The organism is Aureimonas pseudogalii (assembly GCF_014196835.1).
Classification (GTDB): domain Bacteria; phylum Pseudomonadota; class Alphaproteobacteria; order Rhizobiales; family Rhizobiaceae; genus Aureimonas; species Aureimonas pseudogalii.
Map to the genome: position 1 here is coordinate 323509 of NZ_JACIEK010000001.1, position 16534 is coordinate 340042.

Annotated in this window: 16 protein-coding genes; 7 read left to right on the forward strand and 9 right to left on the reverse strand. The window is 71.3% G+C overall.

The features are described 5' to 3' along the window. The first annotated feature begins 19 nt into the window (after positions 1-19). The 4 genes from GGR04_RS01610 (at position 20) to GGR04_RS01625 (ending at position 5002) form a co-directional block, all read left to right on the forward strand. Positions 20-925, forward strand: a complete 906-nt coding sequence (locus GGR04_RS01610; RefSeq protein WP_210291603.1) for an ABC transporter substrate-binding protein — start codon at positions 20-22, stop codon at positions 923-925. Beyond that, entirely contained in the window at positions 922-2931 is a 2010-nt protein-coding gene (fhuB, locus tag GGR04_RS01615) for a Fe(3+)-hydroxamate ABC transporter permease FhuB (protein ID WP_312857380.1), read from the forward strand. The genes GGR04_RS01610 and fhuB overlap by 4 nt, the downstream gene beginning before the upstream one ends. Positions 2932-3048: 117 nt before the next feature. Continuing rightward, the gene (locus GGR04_RS01620) at positions 3049-3819 is read left to right on the forward strand and encodes an ATP-binding cassette domain-containing protein (protein WP_246392614.1); all 771 of its coding nucleotides are present in this window, start codon (positions 3049-3051) and stop codon (positions 3817-3819) included. A 181-nt stretch (positions 3820-4000) separates the two neighbouring features. Further along, positions 4001-5002 carry a helix-turn-helix domain-containing protein gene (locus tag GGR04_RS01625; protein WP_183197188.1) on the forward strand — a complete coding sequence of 334 codons (1002 nt, stop codon included), beginning with the start codon at positions 4001-4003 and terminating at the stop codon, positions 5000-5002. Between the two features lie 96 nt (positions 5003-5098). On the opposite strand, the gene GGR04_RS01630 is transcribed toward GGR04_RS01625, so the two are convergent. Then, entirely contained in the window at positions 5099-6403 is a 1305-nt protein-coding gene (locus GGR04_RS01630; protein WP_183197190.1) for a PQQ-dependent sugar dehydrogenase, read from the reverse strand. Between the two features lie 191 nt (positions 6404-6594). Here GGR04_RS01630 and GGR04_RS01635 point away from each other — a divergent pair, with 191 nt between their 5' ends. Both GGR04_RS01635 and GGR04_RS01640 read left to right on the forward strand, forming a co-directional pair. Next, positions 6595-7524, forward strand: coding sequence for a class I SAM-dependent methyltransferase (locus tag GGR04_RS01635; RefSeq protein ID WP_183197192.1), 930 nt, complete (start codon positions 6595-6597; stop codon positions 7522-7524). After that, the gene (locus tag GGR04_RS01640) at positions 7521-8258 is read left to right on the forward strand and encodes a pseudouridine synthase (protein WP_183197194.1); all 738 of its coding nucleotides are present in this window, start codon (positions 7521-7523) and stop codon (positions 8256-8258) included. Before GGR04_RS01635 ends, GGR04_RS01640 begins: the two co-directional genes overlap by 4 nt. Positions 8259-8314: 56 nt before the next feature. Here GGR04_RS01640 and gnd read toward each other — a convergent pair whose 3' ends face one another. The 5 genes from gnd to GGR04_RS01665 form a co-directional block, all read right to left on the reverse strand. Further along, positions 8315-9751, reverse strand: coding sequence for an NADP-dependent phosphogluconate dehydrogenase (gene gnd, locus GGR04_RS01645; RefSeq protein ID WP_183197197.1), 1437 nt, complete (start codon positions 9749-9751; stop codon positions 8315-8317). Between the two features lie 128 nt (positions 9752-9879). Next, positions 9880-10722, reverse strand: coding sequence for an S-formylglutathione hydrolase (gene fghA / locus GGR04_RS01650; RefSeq protein ID WP_183197199.1), 843 nt, complete (start codon positions 10720-10722; stop codon positions 9880-9882). Positions 10723-10765: 43 nt separating this feature from the next. Beyond that, positions 10766-11236, reverse strand: a complete 471-nt coding sequence (locus tag GGR04_RS01655) for a GNAT family N-acetyltransferase (protein WP_183197201.1) — start codon at positions 11234-11236, stop codon at positions 10766-10768. Between the two features lie 8 nt (positions 11237-11244). Beyond that, positions 11245-12357 carry an S-(hydroxymethyl)glutathione dehydrogenase/class III alcohol dehydrogenase gene (locus GGR04_RS01660; protein ID WP_183197203.1) on the reverse strand — a complete coding sequence of 371 codons (1113 nt, stop codon included), beginning with the start codon at positions 12355-12357 and terminating at the stop codon, positions 11245-11247. A gap of 127 nt (positions 12358-12484) precedes the next feature. Next, positions 12485-13378 carry a glucosamine kinase nucleotide-binding domain-containing protein gene (locus GGR04_RS01665; protein ID WP_183197205.1) on the reverse strand — a complete coding sequence of 298 codons (894 nt, stop codon included), beginning with the start codon at positions 13376-13378 and terminating at the stop codon, positions 12485-12487. Between the two features lie 239 nt (positions 13379-13617). On the opposite strand from GGR04_RS01665, the gene GGR04_RS01670 reads away from it, so the two are divergent. Next, the gene (locus GGR04_RS01670; RefSeq protein ID WP_183197207.1) at positions 13618-14103 is read left to right on the forward strand and encodes a phosphatase domain-containing putative toxin; all 486 of its coding nucleotides are present in this window, start codon (positions 13618-13620) and stop codon (positions 14101-14103) included. A 21-nt stretch (positions 14104-14124) separates the two neighbouring features. On the opposite strand, the gene GGR04_RS01675 is transcribed toward GGR04_RS01670, so the two are convergent. The 3 genes from GGR04_RS01675 to GGR04_RS01685 are packed head-to-tail and all read right to left on the reverse strand — an operon-like array spanning position 14125 to position 16534. Beyond that, a complete protein-coding gene (locus tag GGR04_RS01675) occupies positions 14125-15459 on the reverse strand; it encodes a c-type cytochrome (RefSeq protein WP_183197210.1) in 1335 nt (444 codons plus the stop codon). After that, the gene (locus GGR04_RS01680) at positions 15456-16157 is read right to left on the reverse strand and encodes a cytochrome c oxidase assembly protein (protein WP_312857381.1); all 702 of its coding nucleotides are present in this window, start codon (positions 16155-16157) and stop codon (positions 15456-15458) included. The genes GGR04_RS01675 and GGR04_RS01680 overlap by 4 nt, the downstream gene beginning before the upstream one ends. Then, a complete protein-coding gene (locus GGR04_RS01685) occupies positions 16154-16534 on the reverse strand; it encodes a transmembrane prediction (protein WP_183197212.1) in 381 nt (126 codons plus the stop codon). The genes GGR04_RS01680 and GGR04_RS01685 overlap by 4 nt, the downstream gene beginning before the upstream one ends.

Here is a 16534-nt window from a genome sequence, read left to right on the forward strand (position 1 = left end):
ACGAAGTCAGGTTTCTCGCGTGCCCCATTCTCTCTCCCTCCCGATGCCGCGCCGACGCTTTCTGGCGCTGACGGGCGGCTTGGGGTTCGCGGCGTGGTCGCCGCCCTCGCGCGCCGATGCGCCGTCCTTCCCCGCCCGTGTCGCGACGCTCGACTACGGGCTGGCCGAAACGATGCTGGCGATCGGGGTCGAGCCGGTGGCGATCGCCTCGGCGGCCGACTGGACCACCTGGGTGGTGGAGCCGCCGCTGCCATCCGCCGTTGCCGATCTCGGCGCGGCGCAAGATCCCAATCTGGAGCGCCTCGCGGCGCTACGCCCCGACCTCGTCCTTTCCACCGACTTCACGGCGATGGCGGAGCCCGCGCTGGCGCGCATCGCCCGTGTCGAGCGCGTGACGCTCTACGGCACCGGCGTCGATCCGCTGCCGCGCGCCCGCACCGTGACGACGCTTCTCGGCGACATGCTGGGACGGGCGGCGGAAGCCCGGTCCGCGATCGAAGCCTACGATGCCGAGATTGCCGGGCTGGCTGGGCGGCTGGCCGGACGGAGCACCGAGCCGCTTCTTCTCGTCAGCTTCCTCGATCCGCGCCATGTGCGGGTCTACGGCCGCAGCGGCCTCTACGGCAACGTGCTCGACGGGCTCGGCCTTCGCAACGCCTGGGACGCGCCGGTGAACTACTGGGGCTTTTCCACCGTCGGCATCGAGGATCTCGCCGCCGCGCCCCATGCCCGCCTCGTGGCCGTGGACCCGGTGGCGCCGGACGTCTGGCCGACGCTCGCTCGCAGCCCGCTCTGGACGGGGCTGCCCTTCGTCGCGGCGAGCCGGGTGTCCACGGTCGCGCCGGCCCTGATGTTCGGCGCGCTCCCGTCCGCCGGGCGCTTCGCGCGCCTCCTCTGCGAGAACCTTCTGGGAGAGAGAGCGTGACGGCGATCCGCCGTGCCGGGCTGCCGGCGGCGATGCTCGCGCTCCTCGCGGCACTGGCGCTGGCGCTCTGCCTGCCGCTGCTGGCGGGGCCGCTCGCCGCGCTCTGGCGGGCCGCGCCGACGGCGGCGGGCGCCTACGATCCCGACCGCATGCGCCTCCTCTATTCGACGCTGCCGCGCTTCGCGATGGCGCTCTTGTGCGGCGGGGCTCTGGCGGCCTCCGGCGCGCTGCTGCAGCAGGCGCTGCGAAACCCGCTGGCCTCGCCGACGACGCTCGGCGTCGATGCCGGCGGCCGGCTGGCGCTCGCCGTGACGCTTCTCTTCGCACCCGCCCTCTTCGGCTGGGGCCGCGATCTCGTGACGCTCGCGGGAAGCGGCCTCTCGACGCTCCTTGTCTTCGCGCTCGTGCGCCGGCGCCATTTCGCCGCGGTGTCGCTGATCCTCGCGGGTCTCGTGGTCGGGCTCTATGCCGGCGCCCTCTCGGCGATGCTGACGCTTCTGAACGAGCGCTATCTGGTGTCGCTCTTCATCTGGGGCAGCGGCTCGCTCAGCCAGCAGGGCTGGGATCCCGCCCTTCAGCTCGGCCTGCGGCTCGCCGTGCTCGCGGTGCCGGTGGCGGTCATCGTGCGCCCGCTGGCGCTGCTCGAACTCGACGACGCCAACGCCCGGGCGCGGGGCGCCGATCCCGGCCGACTGCGCTTCCTCGCCGTCGCGCTTGCCGTGCTCCTCTCGGCCTTCGTGGTGAGCTCGGTCGGCGTCATCGGCTTCGTCGGGCTCGTCGCGCCGGTGCTGGCGCGTGTTTCGGGCGTGCGGGGCTTCGGCGCCCGGCTGGCGCTCGCAACCGGGCTCGGCGCGCTCCTGCTTCTCGTCACCGACGCCGCGGTGCAGGCGGCTTCGGGCGCCAGCGGCGATTTCCTGCCGACCGGGGCCGTCACCGCGCTGCTGGGCTCGCCGCTTCTCCTCGTCCTGCTGCCGCGGCTGCGGCTGGCCGATCGCCCGCCCGCCGCCGCCGAACCGGCGCGAAGGAACGCGCGCCGGTGCAATCCGAAACTTCTGGCGACGGCTCTCGTCCTCGGCGCCATCCTGCTCGCGGCGTTCGTGCTTCTCGTCGGGCGCGATCCCGTCGACGGCCGCTGGACCCTCCTCCTCGATCTCGCGCATGCCGAGGCGGTGCTGCCGTGGCGCTGGCCGCGTGTCGTCGCCTCGTTCGGGGCCGGCGCGATGCTCGGCGTCGCGGGGTTCCTGCTCCAGCGCCTCACCGGCAACGAGATGGCGAGCCCGGAAGTGCTCGGCGTCAGCGCCGGCGCCGCCTTCGCCGCAACGCTGACGCTCTTCCTGGTCGTGACGCCGCAGGCCGCCACCACGAGCCTCGCCGCCACGCTCGGCAGCCTCGCGGTGATCGCGGCGGTCTTCGCGCTCGGCCGGCGATCGGGCTTCCAGCCCGAGCGGGTCATCCTCACCGGCATCGCGCTGAACGCGCTGCTCGATGCCGTGGTCGGCGTCGTCGCCTCGACCGGCGATCCGCGTGCGCTCATGCTCTTCGCCTGGATGGCGGGCTCGACGAGCGGCGCGACGCCGCCGGCGGCTCTGGCGATGGCGGCGTCGGCCGCCGTGCTCGTGGCGCTGGCACTGCTCGCGGCCCGGCCGATCGCCATCCTGCCGCTCGGGCCCGCCGCGACGCGCGCGCTCGGCGTGCCGCTGGAGCGCACGCGGCTGCTGCTGTTTCTCCTCGCCGCCGCCCTCACCGCCGCCGCCACGCCGGTGGCGGGAACGATGACCTTCGTCGGGCTGATGGCGCCGCACGCCTTGCGGCTCGTCGGGTTGCACCGGCCGATCCCCGCGCTCGTCGGATCGGCGCTCGCCGGTGGCGCCCTGCTGATGACCGCAGACTGGGTGGCGCGCGTCGCCGCCTATCCCTGGCAGCTTCCGACGGGGCTCGTCGCCGCTCTCATCGGCGCGCCCTTCCTCATGCTGCTGCTGGCCGGCGGCCGGCGGCCGGCCTCCTAGAACCGCACCGACGTCGAACGCCGTCCCGACACCCGTGAAAGCCGCTTCCCGATGACCCTGCCCACCGCTTCGGCTCGAACGACCCCGGCTCCGGGCCCGAGGCCCTCGGGCGCGCCCATGGCCTACGAGCTGGAAGACGTGCATCTGCGGATCGGCGACCGCACGCCGCTGCATCCGCTCACGGCGGCGTTTCCCGCCGGGCGCTTCATCGGTCTCGTCGGCCACAACGGATCGGGCAAGTCGACGCTCCTGAAGGTCCTCGCCCGGCAGCAGGAGCCGAGCGGCGGCCATGTGCGCTTCGGCCCACGGGCGCTGCGCGACTGGAGCGACCGCGCCTTCGCGCGCCACGTCGCCTATCTGCCGCAGACTCTGCCGCCGGCGCCGGGCATGCGGGTGCGCGATCTCGTGCGGCTCGGCCGCTACCCGTGGCACGGTCCGTTCGGGCGCTTCACGGCGGAAGATGGCCGGCGCGTCGACGACGCGCTCGATCTGACGAAGCTCGACGACTTCGCCGATCGCCTCGTCGAGGAGCTCTCGGGCGGCGAGCGGCAGCGGGCCTGGATCGCGATGCTGGTGGCGCAGGACGCCGGCTGCCTGCTGCTGGACGAGCCGACGTCGGCCCTCGACATCGCGCACCAGGTCGAGATCCTGCAGCTCGTTCGCGACCTCTCGCACGAGCGCGGCATCGGCGTCGTCGCCGTGCTGCACGACATCAACATGGCCGCGCGCTACTGCGACGAGATCATGGCGCTGAAGGCCGGCCGCCTGATCGCGCGCGGCACGCCGGCCGAGATCATGACGCCACCCGTGCTGGCCGAGGTCTTCGGGATCGGCATGGCGACGCTCGCCCACCCGACGACGGGCGCACCACTCGCCTTCGCCTCCTGATCGGATGGCTCGTCACGGATAGTCACAAGCCGCGATATGTCTTGAAACCTGCCGTTGCAAAAGCGGTCGCACTCGCCCTGGAATCGTTCTATGAGTTAACTCAGACAAAAAATGCGTGACACGCGGCTCCGGGGCGAGAGCTGCCGACGCGTCAGACGCATGAGGTTTAAGGCGACCACCGGTGCAAACGATTCCACAATCGGTCTCTCGCTTCGATCCGAGCTGGAAGGCTCTGTCGGCCGCCGGCGGCTCGCTTCGTCACCTGACGGTGCGCGACGCGTTCGACCTCGAACGGCTGAACGCAGCCGGATATCCCATCCATCTCTCGCCGCCCGACCGCGGTGGTATCACCTTCGAGAGCCTCGCCGTTCGAAGGGGACCGCTCTCGGTCTTCGACATGCGCAGCGGCAGCGGATTTCGCGCGGCGGGCGGTTGCGAAGGCGACGCCTACTCCTTCTCGCTGACGCGATCGGGAACCTCGGTCCGCAGCTTCGACAAGCGGGACGTCCGAAGCCGCATCGGCACGATCTCGATCAGCCGATGCTCCGAACTGACGCGGCTCGACACCTCGCCGCAGTTCCGCACCACCGGAATCCTGATCGAGGGCGACTTTCTGGCCCGTCAGGCGCGGCTTCTCGGCTCCGGTGAAAATTTCGGAACGCCTGCCTTCGAACCGGTGGTCGATCGGTCCGATCGCGCCGCCGCGACGCTGGCTCGCAGCCTAGAATGCCTGCACGAGCGCATGATGACCGGTGCGGGCCTCGCGATGCTGGACGACCCCCTGATGCAGGAACTGCTCTGCCAGCAGATCCTGCATCTCTGGCCGCGGACACCGCTCTGCGGGCCCGCCCTGCCGGCGAGCGCCCCGATGGTCCGCCGGGCTCGCGACTATGTCGAGGCACATCTGGCCGAGCCCTTCACCGTGTCCGACGTCGCGATCGCGGCGGGCACGAGCGTGCGCGCACTTCAGTCGGCGTTCCGCCGGAACGTCGGCCTTTCTCCCGTCGCCTACATCCTGAACCAGCGCCTCGAGCGCGCGCATGCGCAGCTGAAGCAGCAGGCGGACGTGCGACCCGTCTCGCAGATCGCCTACCAGTGCGGTTTCCTGCACATGAGCGACTTCGCGCGGCGCTATCGCGAACGCTTCGGCTGCACCCCGTCGCAGACCCGCCAGCAGCGGTAGCCCGGCCTTCGCGAGACCGGGCGGGAGCTCTGTTTCGGCGCATTGTCCCGTGAACGCCGGCTTGGCCTTCACGGGACAGGTTCGAACACGCGGCGATCAGACGCCCTTCGTCAGGCGCAGGATCTTCGAGTCGCCGCCGCCGCGCTGTTCGGTCACGGCATAGACCGCGCCGTCCGGTCCGACCTTCACGTCGCGGATGCGCGCTTCCAACGGAATGCGCTCCTCGCTCGCCACGCGCCCGTCCTTCATCGTCAGGGCGACGAGCCCCTGCGTCACCAGACCACCGACGAGCACGGTGCCGTTCCATTCGGGGAACTCGGTGCCCTCGTAGACCGCCATGCCGGACGGGCCGATCACCGGATCCCAATAGTAGACGGGCTGCTCCATGCCCTCCTTGGCGGTGATGCCGTCGCCTACGGGCTGCCCCCCGTAGGAGATGCCGTAGGTGATCACGGGCCAGCCGTAGTTCTTGCCGGGCTCGGGCTGGTTCAACTCGTCGCCGCCGCGCGGCCCGTGCTCGATCGTCCAGAGCCGGCCCTCGCCGTCGAGGGTGGCGGACTGCAGGTTGCGATGACCGTAGGACCAGATCGCGTCCTGTGCGCCCTCGCGATCGACGAAGGGATTGTCGGCGGGAACCGAGCCGTCGGCGTTGATGCGGAAGATCTTGCCGAGGCCGCTGTCGAGGTTCTGCGCCTGGTCGCGGATCGGCTCGTCGGAGCGCTCGCCCACCGTCACGAAGAGCTTGCCGTCGGGCGCGAAGACGAGGCGCGAGCCGAAATGCTTGTCGCCGTCATAGCCCGGCGTCTGCTGGAAGATCACCTTCATGTCGTCAAGCGAGGCCGTCTCGCCGCTGGCGACGAGCTTGGCTGAGGCCACCGAGGTGCCGTTGACGTCGCCCTCGCGCGGCTCCGAGAAGGAGAAGAAGACGAGGCCGTCGCTGGCGTAGTCGGGGCCGAGCACGACGTCGAGGAGACCGCCCTGGCCTGCCGAGGCGACCTCGGGCAGTCCCGAGACCTCGGTGCGCGTCTCGCCGTCCGGCGACACGATCATCATCTTGCCGTCCTTGGCGGCCACGAGTATGCGGCCGTCCGGCAGGAACTCCATCGACCAGAGATGTGGCAGGCCGTCGGCCACCGTCTCCACCTTCACCTTCGTCAATTGTGCCGGCTGGTTCGCACGGGTCTGGCCGGCGAAGGCGGGCGTCTGCGCGGGTGCGTTGGCCGCGGCGGTCTCGGCCGGCTGGCCGGCGCCGCCGCCATCGTCGGGAAGGTTGCCGTCGACATGCTGGAGGCGGTCGGCGTCGTTTCCGGTGGCCTGCGCCATCGAGACGCCCGTGCCGAGGAGGGTCGTGGCGAGGAGGAGGGCGAGACCGGAGGTGGCGCGGCAGGAGGACGATCGCATGAAGAGCCTTTCTCGATGGGCATACGCAGCGACGACCCCGTGGGGCCGACTGCATCTGAGAGGGACTTGGTCTTCAACGACTGGCGCACAAGGTTTTCCCGGTTTGTTGACCGGCGCGTGTTCTCGGCCGGGCGGAAGCGGAAGCGATGCCGGCGCCTTTATCGCGGCGCCAGACCTGCTAAAGACGCGGCGTGACGAACGCTTCTCCCCCCGCATCCCCCGCCGCCGCGCTCTACGGCTCGCCGCCCGCCGACCTTGCCGACGCGCCGCCCGGCGCCGCGCAGGTGTCGCCGCTGCGTCCCGGTTCGGCCGACATCGCCGCGCTCGCCGACGACAGCATCGGGCAATTCACCGTGGCGGCACCGCCCGGCTCGATCGAGCGCCGCTTCGTGCTGGCCCATGCGCTTCGCGCCCTCGCGTCGGATGGGCGTCTCGTGGCGCTGGCCCTCAAGGACAAGGGCGGCTCGCGGCTGCGGGGCGAGCTCGAAGAGCTCGGATGCGAGGTCGCCGAAAGCTACAAGGCGCGGCATCGGATCTGCGTCGCCCGCAAACCCGCCGGCGGCGAGGCGGCGATCTCAGCGGCGATCGAGGCGGGCAGCCCGCGCTTCGTGGAAATACTCGGCCTTCATTCGCAACCCGGCATCTTCTCGTGGGATCGCATCGACCCCGGCTCCGCCCTGCTGCTGGCCCATCTCCCGGCGCTAGCCGGCCAGGGAGCCGACCTCGGGGCCGGACTCGGCATTCTCGCGCGCCATCTGCTGCAGGGGTCGAAGGTCGAGGCGGTGACGCTGGTCGAGCTCGACCGGCGCGCCATGGAGGCCGCCCGGCTGAACGTTACCGATCCGCGGGCCCGGTTTCTTTGGGCGGATGCGCGCGAGACGGGGCTCACCGAACTCGACTTCGTGGTGAGCAACCCGCCGTTCCACGCCGAAGGCATCGAGGATCGCGGGCTCGGGCAGGCCTTCATCGCCGCGGCCGCCCGCATGCTGCGGCGCTCCGGCACGCTCGTTCTCGTTGCCAACCGGCACATGCCCTACGAGGCGGCGCTGCGCACCGCCTTCCGCAGCGTCGAGACCATCGCCGACACCGCCGGCTACAAGATCTTCGAAGCCCGAAAATGACCAAGACACCGACCTCGCGCCTCGACAAGCTGCTCGCCAACATGGGCTACGCCTCGCGCCGCGAGATCCAGCTCTTGGCGAAGAACGGCCGCATCCGCCTCGACGGGGCGCCGCGGCCCCGCGCCGACGAGCGGATCTCGCTCACGCCCGATCTCGAAACCCGCCTCGTGGTGGATGGCGAGGCGCTCGATCCCCTCCCCGGCTTCATCCTGATGCTGAACAAGCCGCTCGGCGTCACCTGCTCGCACAAGGAAGCGGGGCCGCTCGTCTACGATCTCCTGCCGCCTCGCTGGCGCCGACGCGACCCAGCCCTCTCGACGGTGGGGCGTCTCGACAAGGAGACCTCGGGCCTCCTCCTGATGACCGACGACGGGGCGCTGCTCCATCGCATCATCTCGCCGAGCCGCCACGTGCCCAAGCGCTACCGCGCGACGCTGGCGCGCCCGATGACCGGCACCGAGGCGGCGCTCTTCTCGGCGGGAACGTTAATGCTGGAAGGCGAGACCAAGCCGCTGGCGCCGGCCGAACTCGAGATCGTCGGGCCGCAGGAGGCGCTGCTGGCGGTGCACGAGGGCCGCTACCATCAGGTGCGCCGCATGTTCGCGGCCGCGGGCAACCATGTCGAGACGCTGCATCGCGAGGCGGTGGGCGCGCTGACGCTGCCGGCCGATCTCGAACCCGGCCACCTGCGGCGCCTCACGCTGGCGGACGTCGACGCCATCTTCGCGGCCTGACGCCTGCCGTCCGGGATCGACCGACGACTTGCCGGTCGATCGCTTCTTTGGCCGTATCAGCCGACGGCGGGCCACTTGTGGTGGAACGTGCCCTCGCGGTCGAGGCGCTTGAACGTGTGGGCGCCGAAGAGGTCGCGCTGGGCCTGCGTGAGGTTGGTGGTGCCGCGGGCCCGGCGGTAGTCGTCGAAATAGGCGAGCGCGGCCGAGAGCGCGGGCACCGGCAGGCCGGCGAGCACGGCCTTCGCGACGACGCGGCGCAGCGAGGCCTGCCCCTCTTCCACCAGCGTCTTGAAGCTCGGCGCCAGGAGGAGGTTCACCACCTCGCCGCCGCCGGCCTCGTAGGCCTGCGTGATGTCGTCGAGGAAGCGCGAGCGGATGATGCAGCCGGCGCGCCAGATGCGCGCGATCTCGCCGAGCGGCAGGTTCCAGCCGAACTCCTTCGAGGCCTCCGCCATCGTGGCGTAGCCCTGCGCGTAGGCGATCAGCTTGGCGGTCTCCAGCGCCGCCTCCAGCTCCTTTAGGCCATCGGCGTCGGCGTGGAATTCGGCGCGCGCCGTCGCGACGGCACCGAAGAGCTTGGCGGCCTCCGCGCGCTCGGAGCGGCGCGAGGAGATGCCGCGCGCTGAGACGGCGGCCTCCAGCGTGGTGGCGCCGATGCCGAGCTTCTGCGCCTCGATCACCGACCAGCGCCCGGTGCCCTTCTGCCCGGCCTCGTCGACGATGACGTCGACCATCGGCTTGCCGGTCTCGGGGTCGGTCTCGGCCAGCGTCACAGCCGAGATCTCGACGAGGTAGGACGAGAGGCCGCGCGTGTTCCAGTCGGCGAAGATGTCGGCCATCTCGCCGGCCTTCAGCCCGACGCCGTCGCGCAGGATGCCGTAGATCTCGGCGATCATCTGCATGTCGGCGTATTCGATGCCGTTGTGGATGGTCTTGACGAAATGCCCGGCGCCGCCCGTGCCCAGCCAGTCGACGCAAGGGGTGCCGTCGTACTTGGCGGAGATCGGCTCGAGCAGCGGCTTGAGGCGCTCCCACACGGCCTCGTCGCCGCCCACCATGATGGAGGGCCCATGGCGCGCGCCCTCTTCGCCGCCCGAGACGCCCATACCGACGAAGTGAATGCCAGTGTCCTTCACGGCCGCGTCGCGGCGCACCGTGTCGTTGAAGTCGGCATTGCCGGCGTCGATGAGGATGTCGCCCTTGTCGAGATGCGGCAGCACCAGCGCCATCTGCTCGTCCACCGGCTGGCCGGCATTGACCATGAGCACGACGACGCGAGGGCTCTTCAGCGTCGAGATGAACTGCTCGATCGTGTCGGTGGGCACAAGGCGCTCGGCGAGCGCCGGGTTGTCGTCGCGCACCCCGTAGGCCTTGGCCACCGTGCGGTTGAAGAGGGCCACCGTGAAGGCGCCGTTGTCGGCGAAGTTGAGGGCGAGGTTCGCGCCCATCGTGCCCATGCCGAGGACGCCGAGGTCCGCCTGTCCGTCACTCATGCCCGTCTCCCCCTGTGGCGCCCGCTCGGCCTGCGCATGGCGCGGACTCGGGGGGCCTTCATCGTCGGTGGCTAGCGATAGCCGCTCGCGAAACGGTTGAAAAGGCGGCGCGCGCCGCCCTTCCCGCCTTAGCGGTGCAGATGCCCCGCATGGTAGGCGACGTGATCTCCCATGAAGGTCGAGATGAAGTTGTAGGAGTGGTCGTAGCCCTCGCGCATGTTGAGGGTCAGGCGGATGCCGGCCTTCTCGCAGGCGTCGCGCAGCAGCGTCGGGCGGAGCCCCGTGTCGAGGAACTCGTCGGCCGTGCCCTGGTCGACGTAGAATTCCGGGTAGCGCCGCCCGTCCTGAATCAGCAGCGTCGCGTCGTATTCGCGCTGCGCCTTGGAGCCGACGCCGAGATACTTGTCGAACGCGCCCTTCGACCAGTCGGCCGTGGTCGGCTGCACGATGGGCGCGAGGGCCGAGGCGCTGCGGTAGCGATCGGGGTTCTTCAGCACGATCGTCAGCGCGCCATGGCCGCCCATCGAGTGGCCCATGATCGACTGGCGGCGCATGTCGGCCGGAAAGTGCGTCGCGAGATAGCCCGGCAGTTCGTCGGTGACGTAGGAATACATGCGATAGTTCGCGGCATAGGGCTCGCGCGTCGCATCGAGATAGAAGCCGGCGCCCGAGCCGAACTGCCAGTTGCCGGCCTCGTCGGGCACGCCGGCGCCGCGCGGGCTGGTGTCGGGCAGCACGATCATCACGCCGTGTTCGGCGGCGGCCTTGCGATACTCGGCCTTGTCCATCGCGTTCTGGTGCGAGCAGGTGAGGCCCGACAGATACCAGAGCACGGGCACGCGGCCGGTCTCGGCCTGCGGCGGCGTGAAGACCGCGAAGGTCATTACCGTGTCGGTGGAGCGCGAGTGGTGGCGGTAGACGCCCTGCGTGCCGCCATGGGCCTTGGAGGAGGAGACGATATCGAGCGGCATCGGAGAAACATCCTTGTTCGGTCGGGAGGTCCGGGTCGTCGGGTCAGGCCGCCACGGAGGCGGCCCGACGCATGTCGACATGCGCGATGTCGTCTTCCAGATAGGCGTCGGAGACCGAGGTGAAGCCGTGGCGCCCGTAGAATGACGCGAGATGGGCCTGCGCCGAGAGATCGACGGCGCTCGCGGGCCAGCGCTCCGTGCAGAGGCGCAGCGCCTCCGCCATCAGCCGGTGGCCGAGGCCGGCGCCGCGAAAGGCACGGGCCGTCGCCACGCGGCCGATCCGCGCCGCGCCGCCCGAAGCCTCGGGCGCGAAGACCCGCAGGCATCCGGCCAGCTCGCCATCGATCTCGCAGAGCAGATGCAGCGCGGCGGGGTCGCGCCCGTCGATCTCGGCGAAGGCGCAGGCCTGCTCGACCACGAACACGTCCGCGCGCAGCTTCAGAAGATCGCGAACCTCCCGGCCACCGAGCGCATCGAACGCGGCCCAGCGCCAGGTTTCCCCCGCCCGGTCCACGGCGCGGCTCAGTAGACCACGACGGAGCGGATCGACTTGCCCTCGTGCATCAGGTCGAAGGCGGTGTTGATCTCGTCGAGCGGCATCGTGTGGGTGATGAGGTCGTCGATGTTGATCTTGCCGTCCATGTACCAGTCGACGATGCGGGGCACGTCGGTGCGCCCGCGCGCGCCGCCGAAGGCCGTGCCCTTCCAGACGCGGCCGGTGACGAGCTGGAACGGGCGCGTCGAGATTTCCTTGCCGGCCTCGGCCACGCCGATGACGATCGACTCGCCCCAGCCGCGATGGCAGCATTCCAGCGCCTGGCGCATCACGTCGGTGTTGCCGGTGGCGTCGAACGAGAAGTCGGCGCCGCCTCCGGTCAGATCCTGGATCGCCTGCACCACCTTGTCGCTACCGATTTCCTTAGGGTTGACGAAGTCGGTCATGCCGAACTTGCGGGCCATCTCTTGCCTTGCGGGATTGACGTCGACGCCGATGATCTTGCCCGCGCCCACCATCCGCGCGCCTTGGAGCACGTTGAGCCCGATGCCGCCGAGGCCGAAGACCACGACGTTGGCGCCCGGCCAGACCTTGGCGGTGTAGATCACCGCGCCGATGCCGGTGGTGACGCCGCAGCCGATGTAGCAGATCTTGTCGAAGGGAGCGTCCTCGCGCACCTTGGCCACCGCGATCTCGGGCAGCACGGTGAAGTTCGAGAAGGTCGAGCAGCCCATGTAGTGGAAGACGGTGGATTCGTCGCAGCGGAAGCGCGACGTGCCGTCGGGCATCACGCCCTGCCCCTGCGTCGAGCGGATGGCAGTGCAGAGGTTGGTGCGCTGCGACAGGCAGCTTTTGCACTGGCGGCATTCCGGCGTGTAGAGCGGGATCACGTGGTCGCCGGGCTTCACCGAGGTGACGCCGGCGCCCACCTCGCGCACGATGCCGGCGCCCTCGTGGCCGAGGATCGCGGGAAACTTGCCCTCCGAGTCGAGGCCGGACAGCGTGTAGGCGTCGGTGTGGCAGACGCCGGTGGCCATGATCTCGACCAGCACCTCGCCGGCCTGCGGCCCGCGGATGTCGACGGTCTCGATCGTGAGCGGCTTGCCCGCTTCCCAGGCGACGGCGGCGCGTGACTTCATCGAAGGTCTCCTCGGGAACGGGCCGCGACGCGGCGGGCCAGGATGGGAGCGGCCGGGCGCGGCGCTTCCGTTGCCGTGCTGAATACAACGGGACGCCCCCCGGACGCCACCGTCGCCGCGGGCGGACTCATGCGTTTTGCGCGGTCCCGTTCAACGCCGTCAGTCGCTGCTTCGCAAGACCAAGCGCGCCGTCCAGCGCATCGCCGAGCGCCGGCGACAGGCGCGCGCTCGCCGACGGCGGCAGGAAAGGCTGCATCGGCGCGGCGAGACCGCCGAGCAGCGCGATCCGCGCGCAGCCGGCCTGCGCCAGCGCCTCCGCCAGCCCGCCGATGGCAAGGCCAGCCTCCGCGAGGAGTTCGGCCGCCGCGGGATCGCTCGGGGCGGTGGCGAGCACGAGCGGCGCGAGCGCCGCGTAGTCGGCCGGGGAAGCGCGCTCCATCCAGGTCGTCATCGCGCTCGTGCGGTCGGCGAAGCGTTCGAGGATCGCGGCCGCAAGCGGCCCGCGCAGGCGACGGCCGTCCACGGCCTGAAGGCTCAGGCCGAAGGCGGCAAGCCCCAAGCGCGCGCCCGATCCTTCGTCGGAGGCAGGCAGCCCGTAGCCGCCGAAGCGCAGGGGCTGGCCGTGCAGGAGGCCCACCGCGATGGTGCCGGTGCCCACCACCACCACGCCGCCCTCCGCGCCCCCGTGGGCGCCGAGGCAAGCGATCGTGCCGTCGTCGGTGAAGGCAAGATCCGCGAAGGGGTGCGGGCGCCCGGCGAAGGCCTCGGCCGCCCCCTCGCGCCGGAAGCCGGCGACCCCGGCCACCGCCACGGCGCGCGAGAAGGCGAAGGGGCCGAGCCCTGCCGCGCCCCACGCGCCGCGCACGGCCTCCATCATCGCGTCGAAGGCCGGGGCGACCCCGAGGCGCGCCGAGGCCGGCCCGCCATGCCCCTCGCCGATCGCGCGACCGTCGGCGAGCGCCAGCCGCGCGCGACAGGAGGAGCCGCCGGCATCGATGCCGAGAAGAAGCGCGTCGCTCATCGGCGGCCTTTCGAGGACGGGAAAACGGCGGGACCGGCGCCGCTCGGCGGCACTGTCGATCGAGGGGCTTTCGGCCGCATGGCGACCGGCAACAAACCCTCGCTGCCGTCGATCGAATCGCATATCGGTGTCGCGCCGTGAAGAGGCCGTGCACTTAGCTCGAGGTCGTTCGAGACGGGTCGCCGTCGCTTCGCGGTCCGCCGGCCGACGCGCCCATCCCGACACCGGAGCCTTCCCGCATGGCGGCCCTGCCGCACTCCCCCTCCCCCGAAGCCTGGCGCCACGGTGCCTTGCTGATCCTTCCCTGCCCCGGCCGCCGCCGCCCGTTCCGCGAGGATGTCGGGTCGCTGCGGCTGCTGCGCGTCTCCTGCCTTCTCGGCTTGGCAGAACCGCACGAACTGGCCGACGCCGACTGGCTCGGCACGGAACTCGCCGAGGCCGGCATCGAATGGCTGCAGATGCCCGTTCCCGACTTCGGCACGCCACCGAGCGAGACGGCGTGGCGGGCGGCCGCCGCGCGGATCCACGCGCGCCTTGACCGGAACGAGACGGTGGCGGTTCATTGCTGGGGCGGGCTCGGGCGCTCCGGCATGGTCGCGGCGCGGCTGCTGCGCGAGCGCGGCCGCACGCCGGCAACGGCGCTGGCGCGCGTTCGCCGCGCGCGTCCCGGCGCGGTCGAGACGGCCGAGCAGGAAGCCTGGATCGCCGCGGACTCCGCGCCCTGAAGCTCGTCGCATCCGCCGGCTTCACCCGCCGGCGGGACGGCTCGCGTACCAGAGAGCGACGGCGTCGATCTGCTCCTGCGTCATGTTGATCGCGATCGGCCGCATGACGTGGGCCATCGCCGTGCCGCCGCGCTCGTCGTCCTTCCAGAGCTGGAGATTGGTGGCGATGAACCATTCCGGCTGGCCCGCCAGATAGGGGTAGAGCGCGTTCTTGCCGCGTCCCGCGGAGCCGTGGCAGCTGTCACAGGCCGCGATCTTCTCGGTCGGCAGGCCCTCTTCGGCGAGGCGCCGGCCGAGCGCCATGAGGCCCTCGACGCTGTAGGGCGGACCGTTCGCCGCAGCGTGATCGACCACGGCCGCGGCGCCGACCGGCGTGGGCTCGGCGGCGGGCGCGTCCGCGCCGATGGTGCCGCGGGGTGCCCGCGCCTTGTGCTCCTCGCCGATCGCGACGCCCACCGGCGCGGGGACGGCGTGTTGCGCAGCGGGATCGGAAGCGGGTTGCGCCGCGTAATGCGCGGCCAGCCGGCGCAGCGTCGCCTCGTCGTGAATGCCGGCGGCGGGCGTCATGATGCCGCTTTCGCGCCGGCCCGCGGCATAGGCGAGAAGCGTCTCGGCGAGATAGGCCTCACTCTGGCCGGCGATCACCGGGAAGGCCCCGGCCGCGCCGACGCCGCGACCGTTCTCGCCATGGCAGCGGGCGCAGTCGGCCAGCGCGGGATCGCCGGCCTGCCCCATCGCGCTCAAGCCCAGCGTCTGCGGCGAGGCGCCCTCGCCCGTCGTCGCGTCGGCAGCCCGCGTCGCCGGGTCGGCGTTTTCCGTTTCCATCGGCCGTCCACCGAGGGCCAGCCGGCCGTAGGTCGCAGCGTCCATGGTGGGCAGCGCGCGCAGGAAAGCGACCATCGCCCAGACCTCGTCGGGCCGCTTCTGCGACACCCAGGCCGGCATGCCCGAATATTTCACGCCGTGCTGGCCGATCCAGAACAGCTCGCGATCCTTCCACTCGCCGACCTGCCCCTCCAGACGCGGCGGCCAGGGCATCATCTCCTTCACCACCGGCGACTGGAGCTCGCCCGGCGCCCCGTGGCAGGGCGCGCAGCCGCTGGCGAAATGGCCGGCGGCGCGCTGCACGAGGCTGGCATCCGTGAGATCGACGCCCTCGGGCACGGAAATGGCGAGGGACTGCGTGTCGACGGCGTTCTCGAAGGTCCAGTGCAGGAACCACTCCACCGGGGCGAAGTGGCCCGACGAGGCGGCGATCGAGACGAGGCCGGACCAGCCGACCGCCAACGCCCCGACCACGCCGACCACGGGCACAAGCGCCAGGCGCTTCCAGGTGATGGTGATCGTGCGCTTCATGGCCGCGAATGTCCCGAAGATGCGAGACCGCCGCCGGCGCGGCGGTCGTTGAGAAGGCCGGCGAGCAGAACGAGGCCGCCGACGAGATAGGCGGAACCGCCGATCGCCAGCATCAGGACGCCGCCGAGCTGCTGGTCCTCGTGCGCGGTGAGGGTCGAGAAGGGCGTGCAGAGCTGGGCGCAGGCATAGAGCGCGCGCGGGGCGAGGAGCAGCAGCGCGCCGAGCAGCGTCATGTGCATGGAGGTGACGAGCAGCCCGGCGGCGCCGGCGGCGCGCGCCTCCGTCCGGTTGCCGTCCGCCGCCGCGCCGAAGGCGGTGAGCCAGACGAAGAGACCGGCGGCAAGGAACGAGGCCTGCTCGAGCAGCAGAAGGGACAAGCTCTGGCGAGCGGCATCGTGCAGGGCCGGCGCGTGCCAGCCCCAGACGAGCAGGAACTCGGCGAGCGCGGCGAGGAGCGCGAAGCGTCCGGGCACGCGCCGCACGAGGCCGGGAAAGGCGCGGGCGAGACCGAAGGCGGCGAGCGGCGCGGCGAGCGCCACGACGCCCATGTGCATCACCATATGCGCGGCGAACGAGCCCTCCGCGCGCTCGGGCAGTGGCCCGCCCCAGAGCAGGGCGAGCAGCAGCACCGCCGACCCAAGCGGACCGAAGCGCGCGAGCAGCCCCGAATGCCGGCGGTCGAGGGTCGCGCCCGTCACCGACAGTCCGCCACGAGCAGCACCGGCAAGGCGGTGAAGACGATCGCCAGGAAGGACAGCGCCGAGAGGAGCACCGAGGCGAGTTCCATCTGCCGCTCGCGGTCGTGTTCGGTCGGCTTGTCGTGCGGCGGCTTGCCGCCGGCCGCCTTCCACTCACGCCAGGCGCGTAGCCCCGCGAAGAAGCAGAAAGCGAGGCCCGCCGTGGTCGCGATGGCGATGCTGATGCGCGCGCCATTGATCGACTTGAACACGTCGGCATTCGGGGCGCAGGCCACCGCCACCAGAATGTAGCAGAGCAGGAAATGCAGCGCCCAGACAGTGGGCGCCGCGATCATGGTGACGAGGGAGTCGGTGGTGCCGCGGCGAAGTCCGAACAT